Origin of the sequence: Klebsiella sp. 141161 (assembly GCF_050600815.1) — a bacterium.
GTDB classification, from domain to species: domain Bacteria; phylum Pseudomonadota; class Gammaproteobacteria; order Enterobacterales; family Enterobacteriaceae; genus Klebsiella; species Klebsiella aerogenes.
The window spans coordinates 737103-753240 of the sequence record NZ_JAQIRN010000001.1; the positions used below are offsets into that span (position 1 = coordinate 737103).

General features: G+C 52.9%; 16 protein-coding genes, 1 pseudogene and 1 riboswitch. Of the genes and pseudogenes, 8 read left to right on the forward strand and 9 right to left on the reverse strand.

What is annotated here, in order from left to right:
* The first annotated feature begins 113 nt into the window (after nucleotides 1-113).
* On the forward strand, nucleotides 114-1709 hold the full coding sequence (locus PGR79_RS03515) for an EAL domain-containing protein (RefSeq protein WP_113373583.1): 1596 nt from the start codon (nucleotides 114-116) through the stop codon (nucleotides 1707-1709).
* Nucleotides 1710-1725: 16 nt separating this feature from the next.
* Here the strand turns inward: PGR79_RS03515 and yoaE are convergent, their stop codons facing one another.
* Nucleotides 1726-3285 (reverse strand): CNNM family cation transport protein YoaE, encoded by a 1560-nt coding sequence (gene yoaE / locus PGR79_RS03520; RefSeq protein ID WP_113373582.1) that lies wholly within the window; start codon nucleotides 3283-3285, stop codon nucleotides 1726-1728.
* A gap of 445 nt (nucleotides 3286-3730) precedes the next feature.
* Here yoaE and manX point away from each other — a divergent pair, with 445 nt between their 5' ends.
* The 5 genes from manX (at nucleotide 3731) to mntP (ending at nucleotide 7947) form a co-directional block, all read left to right on the forward strand.
* Nucleotides 3731-4696 (forward strand): PTS mannose transporter subunit IIAB, encoded by a 966-nt coding sequence (gene manX, locus PGR79_RS03525; RefSeq protein ID WP_087860567.1) that lies wholly within the window; start codon nucleotides 3731-3733, stop codon nucleotides 4694-4696.
* A 55-nt stretch (nucleotides 4697-4751) separates the two neighbouring features.
* The gene (locus PGR79_RS03530) at nucleotides 4752-5552 is read left to right on the forward strand and encodes a PTS mannose/fructose/sorbose transporter subunit IIC (protein ID WP_015366039.1); all 801 of its coding nucleotides are present in this window, start codon (nucleotides 4752-4754) and stop codon (nucleotides 5550-5552) included.
* Nucleotides 5553-5564: 12 nt separating this feature from the next.
* Nucleotides 5565-6416, forward strand: coding sequence for a PTS mannose transporter subunit IID (locus PGR79_RS03535; protein ID WP_015366038.1), 852 nt, complete (start codon nucleotides 5565-5567; stop codon nucleotides 6414-6416).
* Between the two features lie 95 nt (nucleotides 6417-6511).
* A complete protein-coding gene (locus tag PGR79_RS03540; RefSeq protein ID WP_015366037.1) occupies nucleotides 6512-6970 on the forward strand; it encodes a DUF986 family protein in 459 nt (152 codons plus the stop codon).
* 199 nt (nucleotides 6971-7169) lie between these two features.
* Nucleotides 7170-7319, forward strand: a riboswitch (yybP-ykoY riboswitch).
* 61 nt (nucleotides 7320-7380) lie between these two features.
* On the forward strand, nucleotides 7381-7947 hold the full coding sequence (gene mntP, locus PGR79_RS03545) for a manganese efflux pump MntP (protein WP_015366036.1): 567 nt from the start codon (nucleotides 7381-7383) through the stop codon (nucleotides 7945-7947).
* Between the two features lie 3 nt (nucleotides 7948-7950).
* Here mntP and rlmA read toward each other — a convergent pair whose 3' ends face one another.
* From rlmA to mgrB, 6 genes and pseudogenes are all read right to left on the reverse strand, one after another.
* The gene (gene rlmA / locus PGR79_RS03550; protein WP_113373581.1) at nucleotides 7951-8745 is read right to left on the reverse strand and encodes a 23S rRNA (guanine(745)-N(1))-methyltransferase; all 795 of its coding nucleotides are present in this window, start codon (nucleotides 8743-8745) and stop codon (nucleotides 7951-7953) included.
* Between the two features lie 61 nt (nucleotides 8746-8806).
* Nucleotides 8807-10552, reverse strand: coding sequence for a peptidoglycan glycosyltransferase FtsI (ftsI, locus tag PGR79_RS03555; RefSeq protein ID WP_047066878.1), 1746 nt, complete (start codon nucleotides 10550-10552; stop codon nucleotides 8807-8809).
* A 190-nt stretch (nucleotides 10553-10742) separates the two neighbouring features.
* Nucleotides 10743-10952, reverse strand: a complete 210-nt coding sequence (cspE, locus tag PGR79_RS03560) for a transcription antiterminator/RNA stability regulator CspE (protein WP_001062678.1) — start codon at nucleotides 10950-10952, stop codon at nucleotides 10743-10745.
* A gap of 12 nt (nucleotides 10953-10964) precedes the next feature.
* Nucleotides 10965-11109, reverse strand: a pseudogene (locus PGR79_RS03565) (DUF2627 domain-containing protein).
* 640 nt (nucleotides 11110-11749) lie between these two features.
* Complete coding sequence (locus PGR79_RS03570; protein WP_087860564.1) at nucleotides 11750-12040, reverse strand: YebO family protein; 291 nt, start codon at nucleotides 12038-12040, stop codon at nucleotides 11750-11752.
* Nucleotides 12041-12114: 74 nt separating this feature from the next.
* Complete coding sequence (mgrB, locus tag PGR79_RS03575) at nucleotides 12115-12258, reverse strand: PhoP/PhoQ regulator MgrB (RefSeq protein ID WP_015366032.1); 144 nt, start codon at nucleotides 12256-12258, stop codon at nucleotides 12115-12117.
* A 159-nt stretch (nucleotides 12259-12417) separates the two neighbouring features.
* On the opposite strand from mgrB, the gene PGR79_RS03580 reads away from it, so the two are divergent.
* Entirely contained in the window at nucleotides 12418-12657 is a 240-nt protein-coding gene (locus PGR79_RS03580) for a YobH family protein (protein WP_015705933.1), read from the forward strand.
* A 43-nt stretch (nucleotides 12658-12700) separates the two neighbouring features.
* On the opposite strand, the gene kdgR is transcribed toward PGR79_RS03580, so the two are convergent.
* Entirely contained in the window at nucleotides 12701-13492 is a 792-nt protein-coding gene (gene kdgR / locus PGR79_RS03585) for a DNA-binding transcriptional regulator KdgR (protein ID WP_113373580.1), read from the reverse strand.
* 177 nt (nucleotides 13493-13669) lie between these two features.
* Between kdgR and PGR79_RS03590 the strand changes: the two genes are divergently transcribed.
* Nucleotides 13670-15040 (forward strand): MFS transporter, encoded by a 1371-nt coding sequence (locus tag PGR79_RS03590; protein ID WP_087860561.1) that lies wholly within the window; start codon nucleotides 13670-13672, stop codon nucleotides 15038-15040.
* Nucleotides 15041-15110: 70 nt separating this feature from the next.
* Here the strand turns inward: PGR79_RS03590 and htpX are convergent, their stop codons facing one another.
* On the reverse strand, nucleotides 15111-15995 hold the full coding sequence (gene htpX, locus PGR79_RS03595; RefSeq protein WP_087860560.1) for a protease HtpX: 885 nt from the start codon (nucleotides 15993-15995) through the stop codon (nucleotides 15111-15113).
* Nucleotides 15996-16138: the final 143 nt, after the last annotated feature.

Here is a 16138-nt window from a genome sequence, read left to right on the forward strand (position 1 = left end):
CGCCCTTTCCGGGCGCATTTTTCTTTTTCTCCCACCAACTTATCTTACCCACTACACTTGCTTTAAGCCGGCTGTTACTCTTATTCCTCTATTTAGCCGACAGGGCGCCTCGCATGCAAAATGCACAGAAGGTCATTTCGACGTACCGCCGCAAGCGCATTCTGGTGTGCCTGGCCGTTGCATTTCTGACGCTTGCCGTCACCCTGACAATCCGATTTATTTCACAGCGTAGCCAAAATCAACAGCGCATCCAGACGGTGACCCGCAATATGGTGATCGCGATGGACAATATCCTGCAGCCGCTGGCGGCAAAACACGCTACCCTGCTGAGTATGGTCGGCAAACCCTGTCAGGATGTGCATCTTGAGCTGCGTAAAACCGCGGCCACTCTGCAGACCGTACGCTCAATCATCCTTGTTCAGTCCGGGATGGCCTACTGCTCCAGCATTTTTGGCCCGCGCCATGTGGCCATTCATCAGCTACAGCCCACGCTGCCGACGGTAAAGCCGCTGCTGGCCTTTTCAACCGATAACTCGCTGCTCAAAGGCACGCCGGTACTGATCCAGTGGTATCCCTCCTCCGTGAGCGGCGCCGACGGCGCGTTGTTAATTATCAATATCGAGCTACTTGGCGAATTGATTCTCAAAGAAAAATCATCGCTCATAAGCGACATCAGCCTCACGGTCGGCAACAAGAGTTTTCTCAGCGATGTCGGCGTCGTCGAAAGTCATCAGTTGCCGGGTCTGCCGATAATTTACCGGCAAAGTTCCAGCCAGTTCCCCTTTACCATCAACATCAGCGGCCCGGGAGCCTCCGCGGTGGCCTTAGAAGAGCTGCCCGCTGAATTACCGCTGGCGCTGATGTTCAGCCTGTTGATGACCGGTATCGCCTGGCTGACGACCGCAGGACGAATGACTTTCTCGCGCGAAATTACCCTGGGTATCGCCGCCCACGAGTTCGAGGTATGGTGCCAGCCGCTGCAGGATTTACGTACTCAGGAATGTTGCGGCGTGGAAATTTTGCTGCGCTGGAACAATCCGCGCCGCGGAAATATCTCGCCGGATGTTTTTATCCCGATTGCTGAAGGCTACAACCTGATAGTCCCCCTCACCCGCTACGTCATCGCTGAAACCGCCCGTCGGCTGCATTATTTCCCGCAGGATGCCAATTTTCATATTGGTATTAACGTGGCGGCGCGTCATTTCAGCAACGGCGAGCTGCTGCGCGATCTGCACACCTATTGGTTCAGCGCTAATCCGGTACAGCAGTTGGTGGTCGAGCTGACTGAACGCGATGTCCTGCGTGAGGGCGATCATCACATGGCGGAGCACCTGCATTTTAAAGGCGTCCAGCTGGCCATTGATGACTTCGGCACCGGCAACAGTTCTTTGTCCTGGCTGGAAAAACTCCGCCCGGATGTACTGAAAATTGATAAATCTTATACCGGCGCCATTGGTATTGACGGCGTCAACGCGACGGTAACCGATATGATTATCGCCCTGGCGCACCGGCTCAAAATCGTCACCATTGCCGAAGGGGTGGAAACTCAGGAGCAGAAGATTTACATGCGCAGCCACGGCGTGGATTTACTACAGGGATATTATTATGCCCGCCCGTTACCGGTAGAGGATTTTCCGCGCTGGCTGGCGGAAGAGAAGCACCGTCTGGCGGCGACTGGGAGTAAAAAACAACCCGCCGGCCAGGTTTAGCCCGGCGGGTTCGGCATTACTCTTCTTCGTCGTTATCGTGGACGGTTTTAATAACCCGTACCAGATCGACGCGGTAATCATTCGCTTCAACGATGGTGAACTGCAGCGGCGGCAGTTCGACAACATCGCCTACCCGCGGGATATGACCGTTCGCGGAGATAACCAACCCGGCAACGGTCGCGATATCATCGTCTTCGTTGACCAGGTCGTCCAGCCCCAGCGCCTGCTGTAGCGCATGGAGGTCGGTTGAACCTTTGATGAGCCAACCCTCGCCATCCAGCACAATTTCCGGCGTTTCATCGGCATCCGGGAACTCACCGGCGATCGCTTCCAGGACGTCCAGCGGCGTCACCAGCCCCTGCACCACGCCAAATTCATTGGTGACGATGACAAAGCTACCGCGCGCCCGGCGCAGCACGCCCAGCAGGTTGATCGGGTCCAGCGTTTCCGGCACCACAATCGCCGGAGAAGCGGAAGCCATTGCGGCAACGTTCTCGCCCGCTTCCAGCGCCACCAGCATCTCTTTGGCGCGTACGATACCGATGATTTCATCAAGCTCGCCGCGGCAAACCGGGAACATGCTGTGCGGAGACGAAAGCAGCTGGCGACGAATTTCTTCTTCGCTCTGCTCAGCATCCACCCAGCTAATTTCGCCTCGCGGGGTCATGATGCTGCGCAATGAGCGCTGCGCCAGGGTCAGCACGCCGTTAATCATATAGCGTTCTTCTTCAGCAAACGCGCCTTCCGGCACCGGCACTGCCGCCGGGCTATCGCTATCGTGCGCGACAGCCGCCTGTTTGCGACCGCCCATCAGGCGCAGAATCGCATCAGCGGTACGCGCGCGCAGCGGCAACGTCGACTGGTGGCGGATAAAGTTACGCCGCGCCATCTGGTTAAAGAATTCAATGGTAATCGAGAAGCCGATTGCCGCGTACAGGTAGCCCTTCGGAATATGGAAGCCAAAGCCTTCAGCCACCAGACTCAGACCGATCATCAGCAGGAAGCTCAGACACAGCACGACAACCGTCGGATGTTGGTTCACGAAGCGGGTTAACGGCTTCGAGGCCAGCAGCATCAGGATCATCGCAATAACGACCGCAGCCATCATCACCGGCAAATGGTTCACCATGCCGACGGCGGTAATCACCGCATCAAGCGAGAAGACGGCATCCAGCACCACAATTTGTAGCACTACCACCCAGAAGCTGGCATAGCCTTTGCCGTGACCGGCATCATGCTGGCGGTTTTCCAGTCGTTCATGAAGTTCCGTCGTCGCCTTGAATAGCAGGAAGATACCGCCGACCAGCATGATCAGATCGCGCCCGGAGAACGAAAAATCGCCTATGCTTATCAAAGGCTTGGTCAACGTGACCATCCACGAGATAACCGAGAGCAGTCCCAGGCGCATAATCAGCGCCAGCGACAGGCCGATGATACGAGCCTTATCACGCTGTTTTGGCGGCAGTTTATCGGCAAGGATGGCGATAAAGACCAGGTTATCGATACCCAGAACAATTTCGAGGACTACCAGCGTCAGCAGGCCAGCCCAGATGGTGGGATCCATTAAGAATTCCATGAGAGGCTCCCGTTAACGACAGCGGTAGTCATCGCGATGTCATGCACCGGCGAAACAATAGTTGCTGGTAAAAAAGCGTGTGTGGTTGAGGCGGCAGACGAGTGCCTGAGGGTGAAAAGACGTCGATGACGGTCCATACGGCGGGCTATGCCCTATACTCCTGAGTAATTAAACGGAAGCTAAACATAGCAAAATATAGCGCAGAATTGGCAAAAATTTACCTGTCTTTGCAATAGTTAAGGCTATTTTTTGCGCTGCGAAATTATTGATTATTGAAGCGTAATTTACGGAGCTCCATCACATTAATTATTTTTTCACTATCTAAAATAATTCGCGGTAGTAATTAATTTAGATCTTACACCCTTACTGAATCGATTTTTCCACAAGAGTGATTCAGGATGTATCAGACCAGATGATGCATTCACCATAATAACGGAGGTAGCAAGTGACGATTGCTATTGTAATAGGCACACATGGTTGGGCTGCAGAACAACTGCTGAAAACCGCAGAAATGCTGTTGGGCGAGCAGGAAAACGTTGGCTGGATCGATTTCGTTCCCGGCGAAAATGCCGAAACGCTAATCGAAAAGTACAATGCACAGCTGGCAAAACTGGATACCACAAAAGGCGTGCTGTTCCTCGTCGATACGTGGGGCGGTAGTCCATTCAACGCGGCAAGCCGCATTGTTGTTGATAAAGAAAACTATGAAGTGATCGCTGGCGTCAACGTCCCGATGCTGGTTGAAACCTTCATGGCCCGCGATGACGATCCGTCGTTTGATGAGCTGGTGGCGCTGGCGGTGGAAACCGGTAGCGAAGGCGTGAAAGCGCTGAAAGCCAAACCGGTTGAAAAAGCGGCGCCGGTACAGGCCGCAGCGCCGAAAGCGGCGGCACCCGCTAAACCGATGGGGCCAAATGATTACATGGTGATTGGCCTGGCGCGTATCGATGACCGTCTTATCCACGGCCAGGTTGCGACCCGCTGGACCAAAGAGACCAACGTCACCCGCATTATCGTGGTCAGTGATGAAGTTGCCGCCGATACGGTGCGTAAAACGCTGCTGACCCAGGTGGCTCCCCCGGGCGTGACCGCTCACGTTGTTGATGTCGCGAAAATGATTCGCGTCTACAACAACCCGAAATACGCCGGCGAGCGCGTCATGCTGCTGTTCACTAACCCAACGGACGTTGAACGTATTGTTGAAGGCGGCGTGAAAATTACCAGCGTCAACATTGGCGGTATGGCTTTCCGTCAGGGTAAAACGCAGGTGAATAACGCGATTTCGGTCGATGAAACCGATATCGAAGCATTCAAAAAACTGAATGCCCGCGGTATTGAACTGGAAGCGCGCAAAGTTTCCACCGACCAGAAACTGAAAATGATGGATTTGATCGCCAAGGTGGATAAATAACCCGGCGCTCGTGAGCCAATTTTCACTTTAAGACTTTATCAACAGGAGAAGTACAATGGAGATTACCCTTCTTCAGATTGTGCTGGTGTTCATCGTCGCGTGTATTGCGGGTATGGAGTCGGTACTTGATGAATTTCAGTTCCACCGTCCTCTGGTCGCCTGTACGTTAATCGGCGCCGTTCTCGGTGACATGAAAACCGGTATCATCATCGGCGGTACGCTGGAAATGATCGCCCTCGGCTGGATGAACATCGGTGCGGCGGTTGCGCCTGATGCCGCGCTGGCATCCATTATTTCTACCGTACTGGTTATCGCTGGCCACCAAAGCATTGGCGCCGGTATCGCGCTGGCTATCCCGCTGGCGGCGGCAGGCCAGGTTCTGACCATTATCGTTCGTACCATTACCGTTGCCTTCCAGCACGCGGCGGATAAAGCCGCTGAAAACGGTAACCTGACGGCCATCTCCTGGCTGCACGTTTCCTCGCTGTTCCTGCAGGCGATGCGTATCGCCATCCCGGCGGTTATCGTAGCCATCTCTGTCGGCACCAGCGAAGTTCAGGGTCTGCTGAACGCCATTCCGGAAGTGGTGACTGGCGGTCTGAATATCGCAGGCGGCATGATCGTCGTCGTCGGTTACGCGATGGTCATCAACATGATGCGCGCGGGCTACCTGATGCCGTTCTTCTATCTCGGTTTCGTCACCGCGGCCTTCACCAATTTCAACCTGGTTGCGCTGGGTGTGATTGGTGCCGTCATGGCCATTCTCTACATTCAGCTGAGCCCGAAATATAACCGCGTAGCGGGTGCCCCGGCTCAGGCGGCTGGTAACAACGATCTCGATAACGAACTGGACTAACAGGTGAGCGAAATGGTTGATATGACTAAAAATACCACCGAGAAAAAACTCACTCAGAGTGATATTCGTGGCGTGTTCATTCGTTCTAACCTGTTCCAGGGTTCATGGAACTTCGAACGTATGCAGGCGCTGGGCTTCTGCTTCTCTATGGTTCCGGCAATCCGTCGCCTGTACCCGGAGAACAACGATGCGCGTAAGCAGGCTATTAAGCGTCACCTTGAGTTCTTCAACACCCATCCATACGTCGCGGCGCCGGTACTCGGCGTAACGCTGGCGATGGAAGAACAGCGTGCTAACGGCGCGGAAATCGACGATGGCGCAATCAACGGTATCAAAGTCGGTTTGATGGGGCCGCTGGCAGGCGTTGGCGACCCGATCTTCTGGGGTACCGTGCGTCCGGTATTCGCCGCGCTCGGCGCCGGTATCGCGATGAGCGGTAGCCTGCTTGGTCCGCTACTGTTCTTCATCCTGTTCAATGCCGTGCGTCTGCTGACCCGCTACTACGGCGTAGCATACGGCTATCGGAAAGGCGTGGACATCGTTAAGGATATGGGCGGCGGCTTCCTGCAGAAACTGACCGAGGGGGCATCAATCCTCGGCCTGTTTGTCATGGGGGCCCTGGTTAACAAATGGACGCATGTCAATATTCCCCTGGTGGTTTCCACGATCACCGGTCAGGATGGCCAGACTCGTGTGACCACCGTGCAGACCATCCTTGACCAGCTGATGCCGGGACTGGTGCCGCTGCTGCTGACCTTCGCTTGTATGTGGCTGCTGCGTAAGAAAGTCAATCCGCTGTGGATCATCGTTGGCTTCTTCGTCATCGGTATCGCCGGCTATGCGGTCGGCCTGCTGGGTCAATAATCGTCACGTAGTAGGCCGGGGGCAGCTTTGTCCCCGGCTTTTTTTTAGCGTAAAAACGTGTACCTGTACGCAGGTCCACGCTGCCTGGAGGATCAATGGCAATCACGGAGCTGGTGCTCATTCTGTTTATCGTCGCCCTGGTGGCTTTCGCTATCTACGACCAATTCATCATGCCGCGCCGCAATGGCCCCACCCTGCTGTCAATCCCCCTGCTGCGTCGTGGACGCGTCGACGGGATGATTTTCGTCGGCCTGACGGCGATTCTCATCTACAACAATATTGCCAGCCACGGCGAAATAATCACCACCTGGTTATTATCTGCGCTGGCATTAATGGGGTTATATCTGTTCTGGATCCGTACGCCGCGAATTCTGTTCAAAAAGAGCGGTTTTTTCTTTGCCAACGTGTGGATTGAATATCCGCGCATTAAAGCAATGAATTTGTCGGAAGACGGCGTACTGGTGATGCAATTAGAGCAGCGGCGCCTGCTTATCCGCGTACGAAATATCGACGATCTGGAAAAAATATACAAACTACTCGTTACCAGTCAATGAGTTATAGATATAGCCTGCGCTATATTTCCGCCATTCATCGCTGTCGGAATATATAGCCATGGCTATATTTACTCCCCTCACCCCGTTATATTATTTAACCAATCCTTCACTTAATATTTTAAATGAAAATCGTTATCATTTATTGTTGCTAATATTATTTTTCTGTGATTGTTTTATCTTCTAAAAATATGTTAAGGTTGCGCCCGTCGTTGGGGAGTAGCCGATTTTCCGCAGGTGGAAAATGTACGTGTCAACATACTCGTTGCAAAACGTGGCACGTACGGGTTGAGCGGTCGTTCAATCAGGCGAGACCATAGATACATCACTGCTGTACGTTATGCTCAAGCTCCGCGTATATTTACTGGGGGCAGCGATGTGTCATATGGATATTCCCCGGTCAGGACACGCTCATGAATATTTCTGCCACTATCCTTCTTGCCTTTGGTATGTCGATGGACGCGTTTGCAGCTTCTATCGGTAAAGGCGCCACCCTGCATAAACCTAAGTTCTCCGAAGCGCTACGCACCGGTCTTATATTCGGCGCGATCGAAACCCTGACGCCGCTGGTCGGCTGGGGCCTGGGCATGTTGGCCAGCCAGTTTGTGCTGGAATGGAACCACTGGATCGCGTTCGTGCTGCTGGTGTTTCTCGGCGGGCGTATGGTCATTGAAGGTTTTCGCGGCGGCGATGACGATGAATGTGAAGCGCCGCGTCGCCACGGCTTCTGGCTGCTGGTGACCACCGCATTCGCTACCAGTCTTGACGCGATGGCCGTTGGCGTGGGGCTTGCTTTCCTGCAGGTCAATATTATCGCCACCGCGCTGGCTATCGGCTGCGCCACCTTTACCATGTCAACGCTGGGAATTATGGTTGGCCGCTTTATCGGCCCGCTGCTCGGCAAACGGGCCGAAATTCTTGGCGGTATCGTGCTAATCGGTATCGGCGCGCAGATTCTGTGGGGCCATTTCGCGCCGTAGCCCTTACCCCTCTCGCTGCCAGCAGTGAATCATGAAATCGGTCTGGCAGCCAAAGATTTCCTGCTGGCGTAACGACTCCCTGACTTCCGGTTTCGCTCGCCATGCAAACGGCGTCATCTGTAGTAATGCTTCCGCCTGCGCGCCGCTCAACTGCATCGGATAAGCTAACTGCTGCTCATGACGCAGCGTAAAGCCCGGCATCGCTTCCCGGTTCTGTTCATGCAGACGAACTTCATCGTAGATTAGCCCTTTCAGTTCCATCAGATGGCGCGGCCCAGGGGTGGCGGTAATCACCCAACCGCCTGCCTTTACTACACGCGCCAGTTCATCGGCGTTACAGGGCGCATAAATACGCACCACCGTATCCAGAGACCGATCGGCAAAAGGCAACCGTTGGCTGGAAGCCACGCAGAATTCGACCTGTGGGTAACGTTTAGCGGCGGCGCGGATCGCCGATTTTGAGACATCGAGGCCGAAACTGCGTGCGGCAATGGCGGCGAAAGCATGCGTGTAGTATCCCTCTCCGCAGCCGATATCCAGCAGCTCGCCCGGGGCGAAAGTCCGCAGATAGCCGCAAATCGCCTCGCGCAGCGGTTGATAATATCCGCCATCAAGGAAAGCGCGGCGCGCCTGCATCATCTCAGCGCTATCGCCCGGGTCACGTGAACGTTTGAACTGCACCGGCAGTAAATTGACATACCCTTCCTTTGCCAGATCGAACTGGTGCCCCTGCGGGCAAATATAGCTATTTGCGCTGCGGCTAAGCGGCGCGTGGCATAGTGGGCAGGTATAAGACATGATAACTCCGGTGGCACTGAAAGGGCGAAAGTGTAGCGCTATTCGCCCTCGCAGACCACTGTTACAACGCGGGAGCCAGATCCTCGCGGTTATGCATGACGATAAGATTCTCAGAGCCTTGCGGCATACCGTCTGGCATCACGTTTTCCAGACGTAACACATCGCCCATGATCTGGCTGAACACCGGCGCGGATACCGCACCACCGTAGTATTTACCGTTGCTGGGGTCGTTTATCACCACCACCAGCGCAAACTTCGGCTGACTGGCCGGCGCCACGCCGGCGGTGTAGGCGACATATTTATCGATATATTTTCCGTCAGGGCCAATTTTCTTCGCCGTGCCTGTTTTCACCGCTATCCGATAATCACGTACCGCCGCTTTTGTCCCGCCGCCCCCCGGCAGCGCCACGCTCTCCATCATATGTTCAACTTCATGCACGATCTCTTGCGGCATGACGCGCGTACCGATGACAGGCGGGTCGATACGGGTTATCGACAGCGGGCGCTCAATACCGTAACCGCCGATCGTCGCATAGACATGCGCCAGCTGCAGCGGGGTTACCATCAGTCCATAGCCAAAGGCGAAGGTGGCGCGATCCAGCTCGCCCCAATAACGGCGATGCGGCATTAACCCGGAGCTTTCGCCGGTCAAGCCAAGCCCGGTCGGGTCGCCAAAGCCAAAGGCCTTATAAGTGTCGATCAAGTGTTGCACCGGCATTGCCAGTGAGAGGTGCGAAACTCCTGTATCGCTCGATTTTTGCAGGATACCGGTGAGCGTCAGCTCGGGATAATAACCCACGTCGCGGATGCGATGACCATCAAGCGTAAAGGGATGGGTATCGACGACGCTATCCGGCTGCACGATACCCTGCTGTAACGCGGTCATAATCACCAGCGGTTTAACCGTTGAACCCGGCTCAAAGGTATCGCTGATAGCGCGATTTCGAAAATCATCGAGCTGGGCGCTGTCGCGGTTATTAGGGTTAAAATCCGGGTAGCTGGCCATCGACAGGATTTCGCCGGTATCAATCTTGATCAACACCGCCGCGCCTGATTCCGCCTTATTCCAACGCACGGCATTATCCAGCGCATCCTCCGTGACCGTTTGCAGCCGCTCGTCGATACTAAGTTGCAGGTTATGTGCCGGAACGGCGGCCTGCTCGGTAATATTTTCTATCACATGACCGTGGCGGTCTTTGCGCACCAGCCGACGCCCGGGCGTGCCCATGAGCTGTTTGTTAAAACTTTTCTCAACTCCCTCAATCCCCTGATTATCTACGTTGGTAAAGCCCAGCAGGTTGGCGGCGACGTGTCCGGCCGGATAAAAACGGCGGGACTCATCGCGCAAATAAACGCCCGGGAGGTGCAATTTATCGATCCAGTCGGCCTGTTCCGGATTAACCTGGCGCGCCAGATAGAGGAATCGGGCATGGGGATGCGACTGAACCCGATGAGAGAGCTCAATAAGATCGAGATGCAATGCTTCCGCCATAGCCTGCCAGCGCGGGCCATAGCCGACGCCGCCCTTCTCCAGCATGGTCTGCGGATCTATCCAGATTGCGCTTACCGGCACGCTCACCGCCAGCGGGCGTCCTTCACGATCGCTGATAGTTCCGCGCATTACGGCAATGGGTTCTTCGCGCAGCGAACGCATATCCTCTTGTTTAACCAGATTATCCGGAGAGACGATTTGCAGCCAACCTACCCTCGCCAGCAGAAATCCAAGACATCCCAAAATCGCCACACACAGCAACCCAAAACGGATAGGGAGAAAATTTGTGGCGGACTTACTTTTATTCTTTTGCACCGTAGCTCCAGCATTATTTTGCAACCACCTGATTTAACAGAAAATTGGCAAAACAGACTGCTAAACAGTGCTAATAAGGGTGATGTTTTGCAACAAAGCGCGTCGGAGGGGAAATATTGGAAATACTTTGCAACAGATGCTAAAAAGCCCCGCAGTAGCGAGGCTTTCTTACAAGATGAGTGGTCTTGAATCAGATAGCAGTTACGTTAACTGCAGCCGGACCTTTCTGGCCGTCCTGAATTTCGAACTCAACGTTCTGGCCTTCAGCCAGAGTTTTGAAGCCGTTACCCTGGATTGCAGAGAAGTGTACGAACACGTCTTTGCTGCCATCAGCCGGAGTAATGAAGCCAAAACCTTTAGACTCGTTGAACCACTTAACTTGACCTTTAATCTTTGCCATTTGCAAAATTCCTTAAACTGTTTTCTTCACCCGCAGGTGCTTACATAGATAAAACTGACACATAACTGCATGAGGCACTAATATAAGGTTCGGCAGAGAAGCGGTATTCAACGACAACGTGTTTACTCAGGACTTCTTTACTGAAAATGCCACACATAAACAGAACTGTACCTCGTTTAACCCGAAACGTGTTATCACACACAACGTAAATAATGGCAAGCCATTTTTAAACGTGTCACGATCGTTCGCACAAATTATCAGGAAATCATTTGATCGCCTGCACATTTATGCGTCTTTGCCGCGCCTGGCTTATCTTTGCATTGTCACAAAACAAACAATAACGTATGCCTGATAAATGCAACTTTTTTACCATAGCTCAACAACTTCTGTTCGTCCAGGTACGTACGTATACGAACTGCCATATTTAAGGGGGCGTTGCGGCGTAATGTGCATAATGATGCGCAAATGAGTCTGAAGAACAAGAGGAAATCGCCTTAACTGTCTCTGTCATAGTGTTAATTAAAGCGCTAACTCATGACGACACAAATATTCGCTAAAATAGACGTTAATAATGAAAAATTAATGACAAAGTATTGCCATCAGGCAATAGAAACGTTTCGTTATTACTTTTTTTGATTAGCTCAAAAGATTATTCAATATGTGAAATAGAGCGTAGGTGTTTAATCTATTAAACGGAAACGGTTTGGCGTGGAATAAGAGATTACATAAGAATAAGTTATAGCAAAATTTTATGACACTCACAGGCGCGCACAGGATGTGCACACCTGTTCATCAACTTAACGTTCAGCAACGAGACGAATGAAATCGTCGTCGTTTTTCTCCTTCTCAGCCGCTGAAGGTTCAACAACCTCTTCTTTCTCCGGCTCATTGGCTTCACAGAGACGGCGCAGCAGCGCGTTCTGCCGCTTTTGTTGATCAAGCAGCGACTGCAGCAGTTCAATTTGCTCATTGCTACGTGAACTGGCACGATTCACAAAGAACCACAGCAGCAGCCCTACAAGCAGCAGTACAACGGAAAGCGCCAGAGACGCCAGACTTACAATCCCAGGATTCAGTAACTCACTCATTTCACCACCTCAAAGAGAAGGCGTTCATTCTACCACCCGCGCGGCAGAAGAAAATCCGTCGGCACAAAAATGTCTTACCAGGGGATGAACTTGTTAATAGCGCAAATACCGCTGAAAAATTGTACATCCTGATCGCACATTACGTTAAGCATCTGAGTCCACAGCAGTAAACAACCCGCTATGACAACGATCAGCAAAACCCAGCGTAATTTTTTCACTCCACTCTCCGTACCATAATCAGATGTGGCCAGGATAACATGGCCTTCTTAAACCGCGGCTAACTGTAATACGAAAGGCGAGTTTAGGAATCATAGACTTGTATCAAATAATGTTCATGCCAGAATAAACGTCAGGATCATACAAATAACGAGGCAACAATGCGATTGATCATTCGCTCTATTGTCATACTAGCGATCGTCTGGATTGGCGTATTATTAAGCGGTTATGGCGTGTTAATTGGCAGCAATCAGAATGCTGGCGGACTGGGACTACAGTGCAAATACCTGACGGCGCAAGGCATCACCACCGCACAATATGTTCACTCTGATAGCGGTATTATCGGTATTACCAACTGCCCGATTCTGCGTAAAAGCGTCAAGGTTATCGATCAGGGTTAAAACAACTGGAGCTACAGCATCGCGCTGTAGCTCTCTCTGACTATCAGAACGGATAATTGTTAAAACCCATCTGCTCGGAAATCTTACGCGCGGCGGCATGCAGCATCGCCACATACTCGTGCAAACGTTCTTCAGAGAAGCGTAGCGTCGGGAAGGAAATACTCAAGCCGGCAATTACCACGCCGAAGCGGTCGAAGACCGGCACCGCAATACAACGTAATCCTTCTTCCTGCTCCTCATTGTCTTCGCCATAGCCCTGTTCGCGCACCTGGTCCAGCACTTTCAATAGCTCGCTGGTATCAGTAATGGTGCGCTCGGTGCTACGTTTGTACTCCACTCCTTCCATGATTTGCTCGACTTCCGCCCGGTCGCGCCACGCCAGCAGCACTTTGCCAATGGCGGTGCTATACAGCGGATTACGTCGACCGATACGCGAATACATCCGCAGGTTATACATGGAATCAATTTTGTGGATATAAACGATGCTGTCTTCATCCAGCGCGCCGAGGTGAATCGTCTCTTTGGTCAGGCGAGAAATTTCACGCATCTGGATATCCGCGCTGCGGATCAGGTCAACGTTCTGCAACGCCCGCGCGCCAAGCTCAAATAACTTCAACGTTAAAGAATATTTCTCAGACTCGCCTTCCTGTGCAACATAGCCCAGTGACTTCATCGTCTGTAAAAAACGATACACCGTGCTTTTAGACATCATCACACGCTGTGACAATTCGGTGATACCAATCTCACGCTCTTCGCCCAAAGCCTGCAGGATGCCAAAAACTTTTAATACTGAAGAGACAGAATCTGGCTGTTTATCCATATCAGCAGCTGCCATTGTTCACCTCATCGTAACTGTTTTATAAAATTCAGAACTGTTTTTTATTATAAATTCACATTATGACCGTCGCAATCGTTGTTCTGCGAGTTGGTTACAAATCTGCGACTTATGGTTGAATAATCAATGCTAAAATCATTAATCAGAAAATAGTTTCCTCTAAGACTTAAACTTCACATGGATAAAAAAATTTTGGATGGCCTGCCGGTACCGCAGCGCTACGGCGCCATTCTGACGATTGTGTTAGGCCTGACAATGGCCGTACTCGACGGCGCTATCGCCAACGTCGCCCTACCGACGATTGCCACCGACCTCAATGCCTCGCCGGCATCGTCAATCTGGATAGTCAACGCTTACCAAATCGCTATTGTCATCGCCCTGCTACCGCTATCGTTTCTTGGCGATATGGTTGGCTATCGGCGCATCTATAAAATCGGTCTGGTGGTATTCACTATCACCTCGCTGATTTGCGCACTCTCCCGAAGCCTTGAAATGTTGACGCTGGCGCGAGTGGCTCAAGGTTTAGGCGGCGCGGCGCTGATGAGCGTCAACACGGCGCTGATTCGCCTTATCTATCCGAAGAGACAACTAGGTCGCGGAATGGGCATCAACTCTTTCGTCGTTGCCGTCTCCTCCGCCGCGGGGCCAACCATTGCCGCCGCTATTCTTTCGCTTGCTTCCTGGCAATGGCTGTTTTTAATCAACGTACCGCTGGGGATTATTTCTATCTTCCTCGCCATGCGTTTTTTGCCACCCAACAGCACTGCCAGCAAAATTACCCGTTTCGATCTGCCGAGCGCGATAATGAACGCCCTCACCTTCGGGCTGCTCATCACGGCGCTCGGCGGCTTTGCCCAGGGGCAATCCGGTTATCTGGTGCTCGCGGAAGTCATCGCCATGCTGATTATCGGCTTCTTCTTTGTGCGCCGGCAGTTACGCATGCCGGTACCACTGTTACCGGTTGATTTACTGCGAATTCCGATCTTTTCGCTCTCTATCTGTACCTCGATCTGTTCTTTTTGCGCTCAGATGCTGGCGATGGTCTCCCTGCCTTTTTTCCTGCAAACCGTTATCGGACGCAGTGAAGTAGAGACGGGGCTGCTGTTAACGCCGTGGCCATTGGCGACCATGGTGATGGCCCCTCTGGCGGGTTACTTGATAGAGAAAGTTCATGCCGGGCTACTGGGGGCAATGGGGCTGCTGATCATGGCCTGTGGCCTGTTTGGTCTTGCGCTATTACCCTCTTCCCCTTCCGATCTCGATATTATCTGGCGGATGGCGCTGTGCGGCGCAGGCTTCGGGCTGTTCCAGTCACCAAACAACCATACCATTGTCTCCTCCGCGCCAGGCCATCGCAGCGGCGGCGCCAGCGGCATGTTGGGGACCGCACGGTTACTGGGACAAAGTAGCGGCGCCGCGCTGGTCGCCCTGCTGTTTAACCTGGCAGGCGATAGCGGCACCCACACCGCGCTTCTGCTGGCCGGCTCCCTGGCGGTCATTGCCGCCGCCATCAGCGGGCTACGCGTAACTCAACCGCGCGCCGCCTGATAGCGCGCGGCCAAAAAAAATCCGCAGCCCGAAAGCTGCGGATTTTTATTTTCAGCGTTTGTACGCCAGATTATTTCAGATATTCTCCGCTACGCAGCGCTTCAATGCGTTTGTCCAACGGCGGATGGGTCATGAACAGTTCGCTCATCGACTTCGCTTTACCGTTGATACAGAACGCCATCATGCTGCTGGCTTCCTGCGGTTCATAGCTGGTTTTCAAGCGCTGCAAGGCAGCAATCATTTTCTCACGACCGACCAATTTGGCGGAACCAGCATCGGCGTGGAATTCACGGTAGCGCGAGAACCACATGGTAATGATGCTAGCGAGAATACCGAACACCAGTTCCAGTACGGTTGCGACCGCAAAGTAGATAAGCGGGTTACCATTGCTGCTTTCGCCTTCATCTTCACGATTACCGCCGAGGAAACCAGCCGCAATCTGCGCGATAACGCGGGAGATAAAGATAACGAAGGTGTTCACTACCCCCTGAATCAGCGTCATGGTGACCATGTCGCCATTGGCAATATGGCTGATTTCGTGCGCGATAACGGCTTCCGCTTCGTCACGGCTCATATTCTGCAGCAAGCCGGTGCTCACGGCGACCAGAGAAGCGTCGCGGCGCGCGCCGGTGGCGAAGGCGTTAATGTCCGGGGCGTGATAAATCGCCACCTGCGGCATGCCGATGCCCGCCTGCTGCGCCTGCTGCGCGACGGTACTCATCAGCCAACGTTCAGTTTCGTTACGCGGCTGTTCGATAACTTCCCCACCAACCGACTTCAGCGCCATCCATTTCGACATCAGCAGCGAAACGATCGAGCCGCCGAAACCAAACAGCAGCGCCATGATCAGCAGGCCGGTCATGCTGCTCGACTGAATCCCCGTCAGGCTAAGCACCAGGCCAAACACCACCATGACTGCCAGGTTAGTCAGCAGGAAAAGCGCGATTCGCATCATAATATTCTTTTTACCTCGATTTAACAAAACGCACTATGCGATACCCATATCGTATGGGTCAGATGCTAATTTTCAACTATCATGCCCTGCTAAGTCACGAGAAAGACACAACTTTACATTTTGTAGCATATCGCTGACACCCT

Excerpts from the sequence above, each read along its gene's own strand:
- PGR79_RS03515 (WP_113373583.1), top strand. The coding sequence starts at position 114 with ATGCAAAATGCACAGAAGGTCATTTCGACGTACCGCCGCAAGCGCATT.
- yoaE (WP_113373582.1), bottom strand. The coding sequence starts at position 3,285 with ATGGAATTCTTAATGGATCCCACCATCTGGGCTGGCCTGCTGACGCTG.
- PGR79_RS03530 (WP_015366039.1), top strand. The coding sequence starts at position 4,752 with ATGGAGATTACCCTTCTTCAGATTGTGCTGGTGTTCATCGTCGCGTGT.
- PGR79_RS03535 (WP_015366038.1), top strand. The coding sequence starts at position 5,565 with ATGGTTGATATGACTAAAAATACCACCGAGAAAAAACTCACTCAGAGT.
- PGR79_RS03540 (WP_015366037.1), top strand. The coding sequence starts at position 6,512 with ATGGCAATCACGGAGCTGGTGCTCATTCTGTTTATCGTCGCCCTGGTG.
- mntP (WP_015366036.1), top strand. The coding sequence starts at position 7,381 with ATGAATATTTCTGCCACTATCCTTCTTGCCTTTGGTATGTCGATGGAC.
- rlmA (WP_113373581.1), bottom strand. The coding sequence starts at position 8,745 with ATGTCTTATACCTGCCCACTATGCCACGCGCCGCTTAGCCGCAGCGCA.
- cspE (WP_001062678.1), bottom strand. The coding sequence starts at position 10,952 with ATGGCAAAGATTAAAGGTCAAGTTAAGTGGTTCAACGAGTCTAAAGGT.
- PGR79_RS03570 (WP_087860564.1), bottom strand. The coding sequence starts at position 12,040 with ATGAGTGAGTTACTGAATCCTGGGATTGTAAGTCTGGCGTCTCTGGCG.
- PGR79_RS03580 (WP_015705933.1), top strand. The coding sequence starts at position 12,418 with ATGCGATTGATCATTCGCTCTATTGTCATACTAGCGATCGTCTGGATT.
- kdgR (WP_113373580.1), bottom strand. The coding sequence starts at position 13,492 with ATGGCAGCTGCTGATATGGATAAACAGCCAGATTCTGTCTCTTCAGTA.
- PGR79_RS03590 (WP_087860561.1), top strand. The coding sequence starts at position 13,670 with ATGGATAAAAAAATTTTGGATGGCCTGCCGGTACCGCAGCGCTACGGC.
- htpX (WP_087860560.1), bottom strand. The coding sequence starts at position 15,995 with ATGATGCGAATCGCGCTTTTCCTGCTGACTAACCTGGCAGTCATGGTG.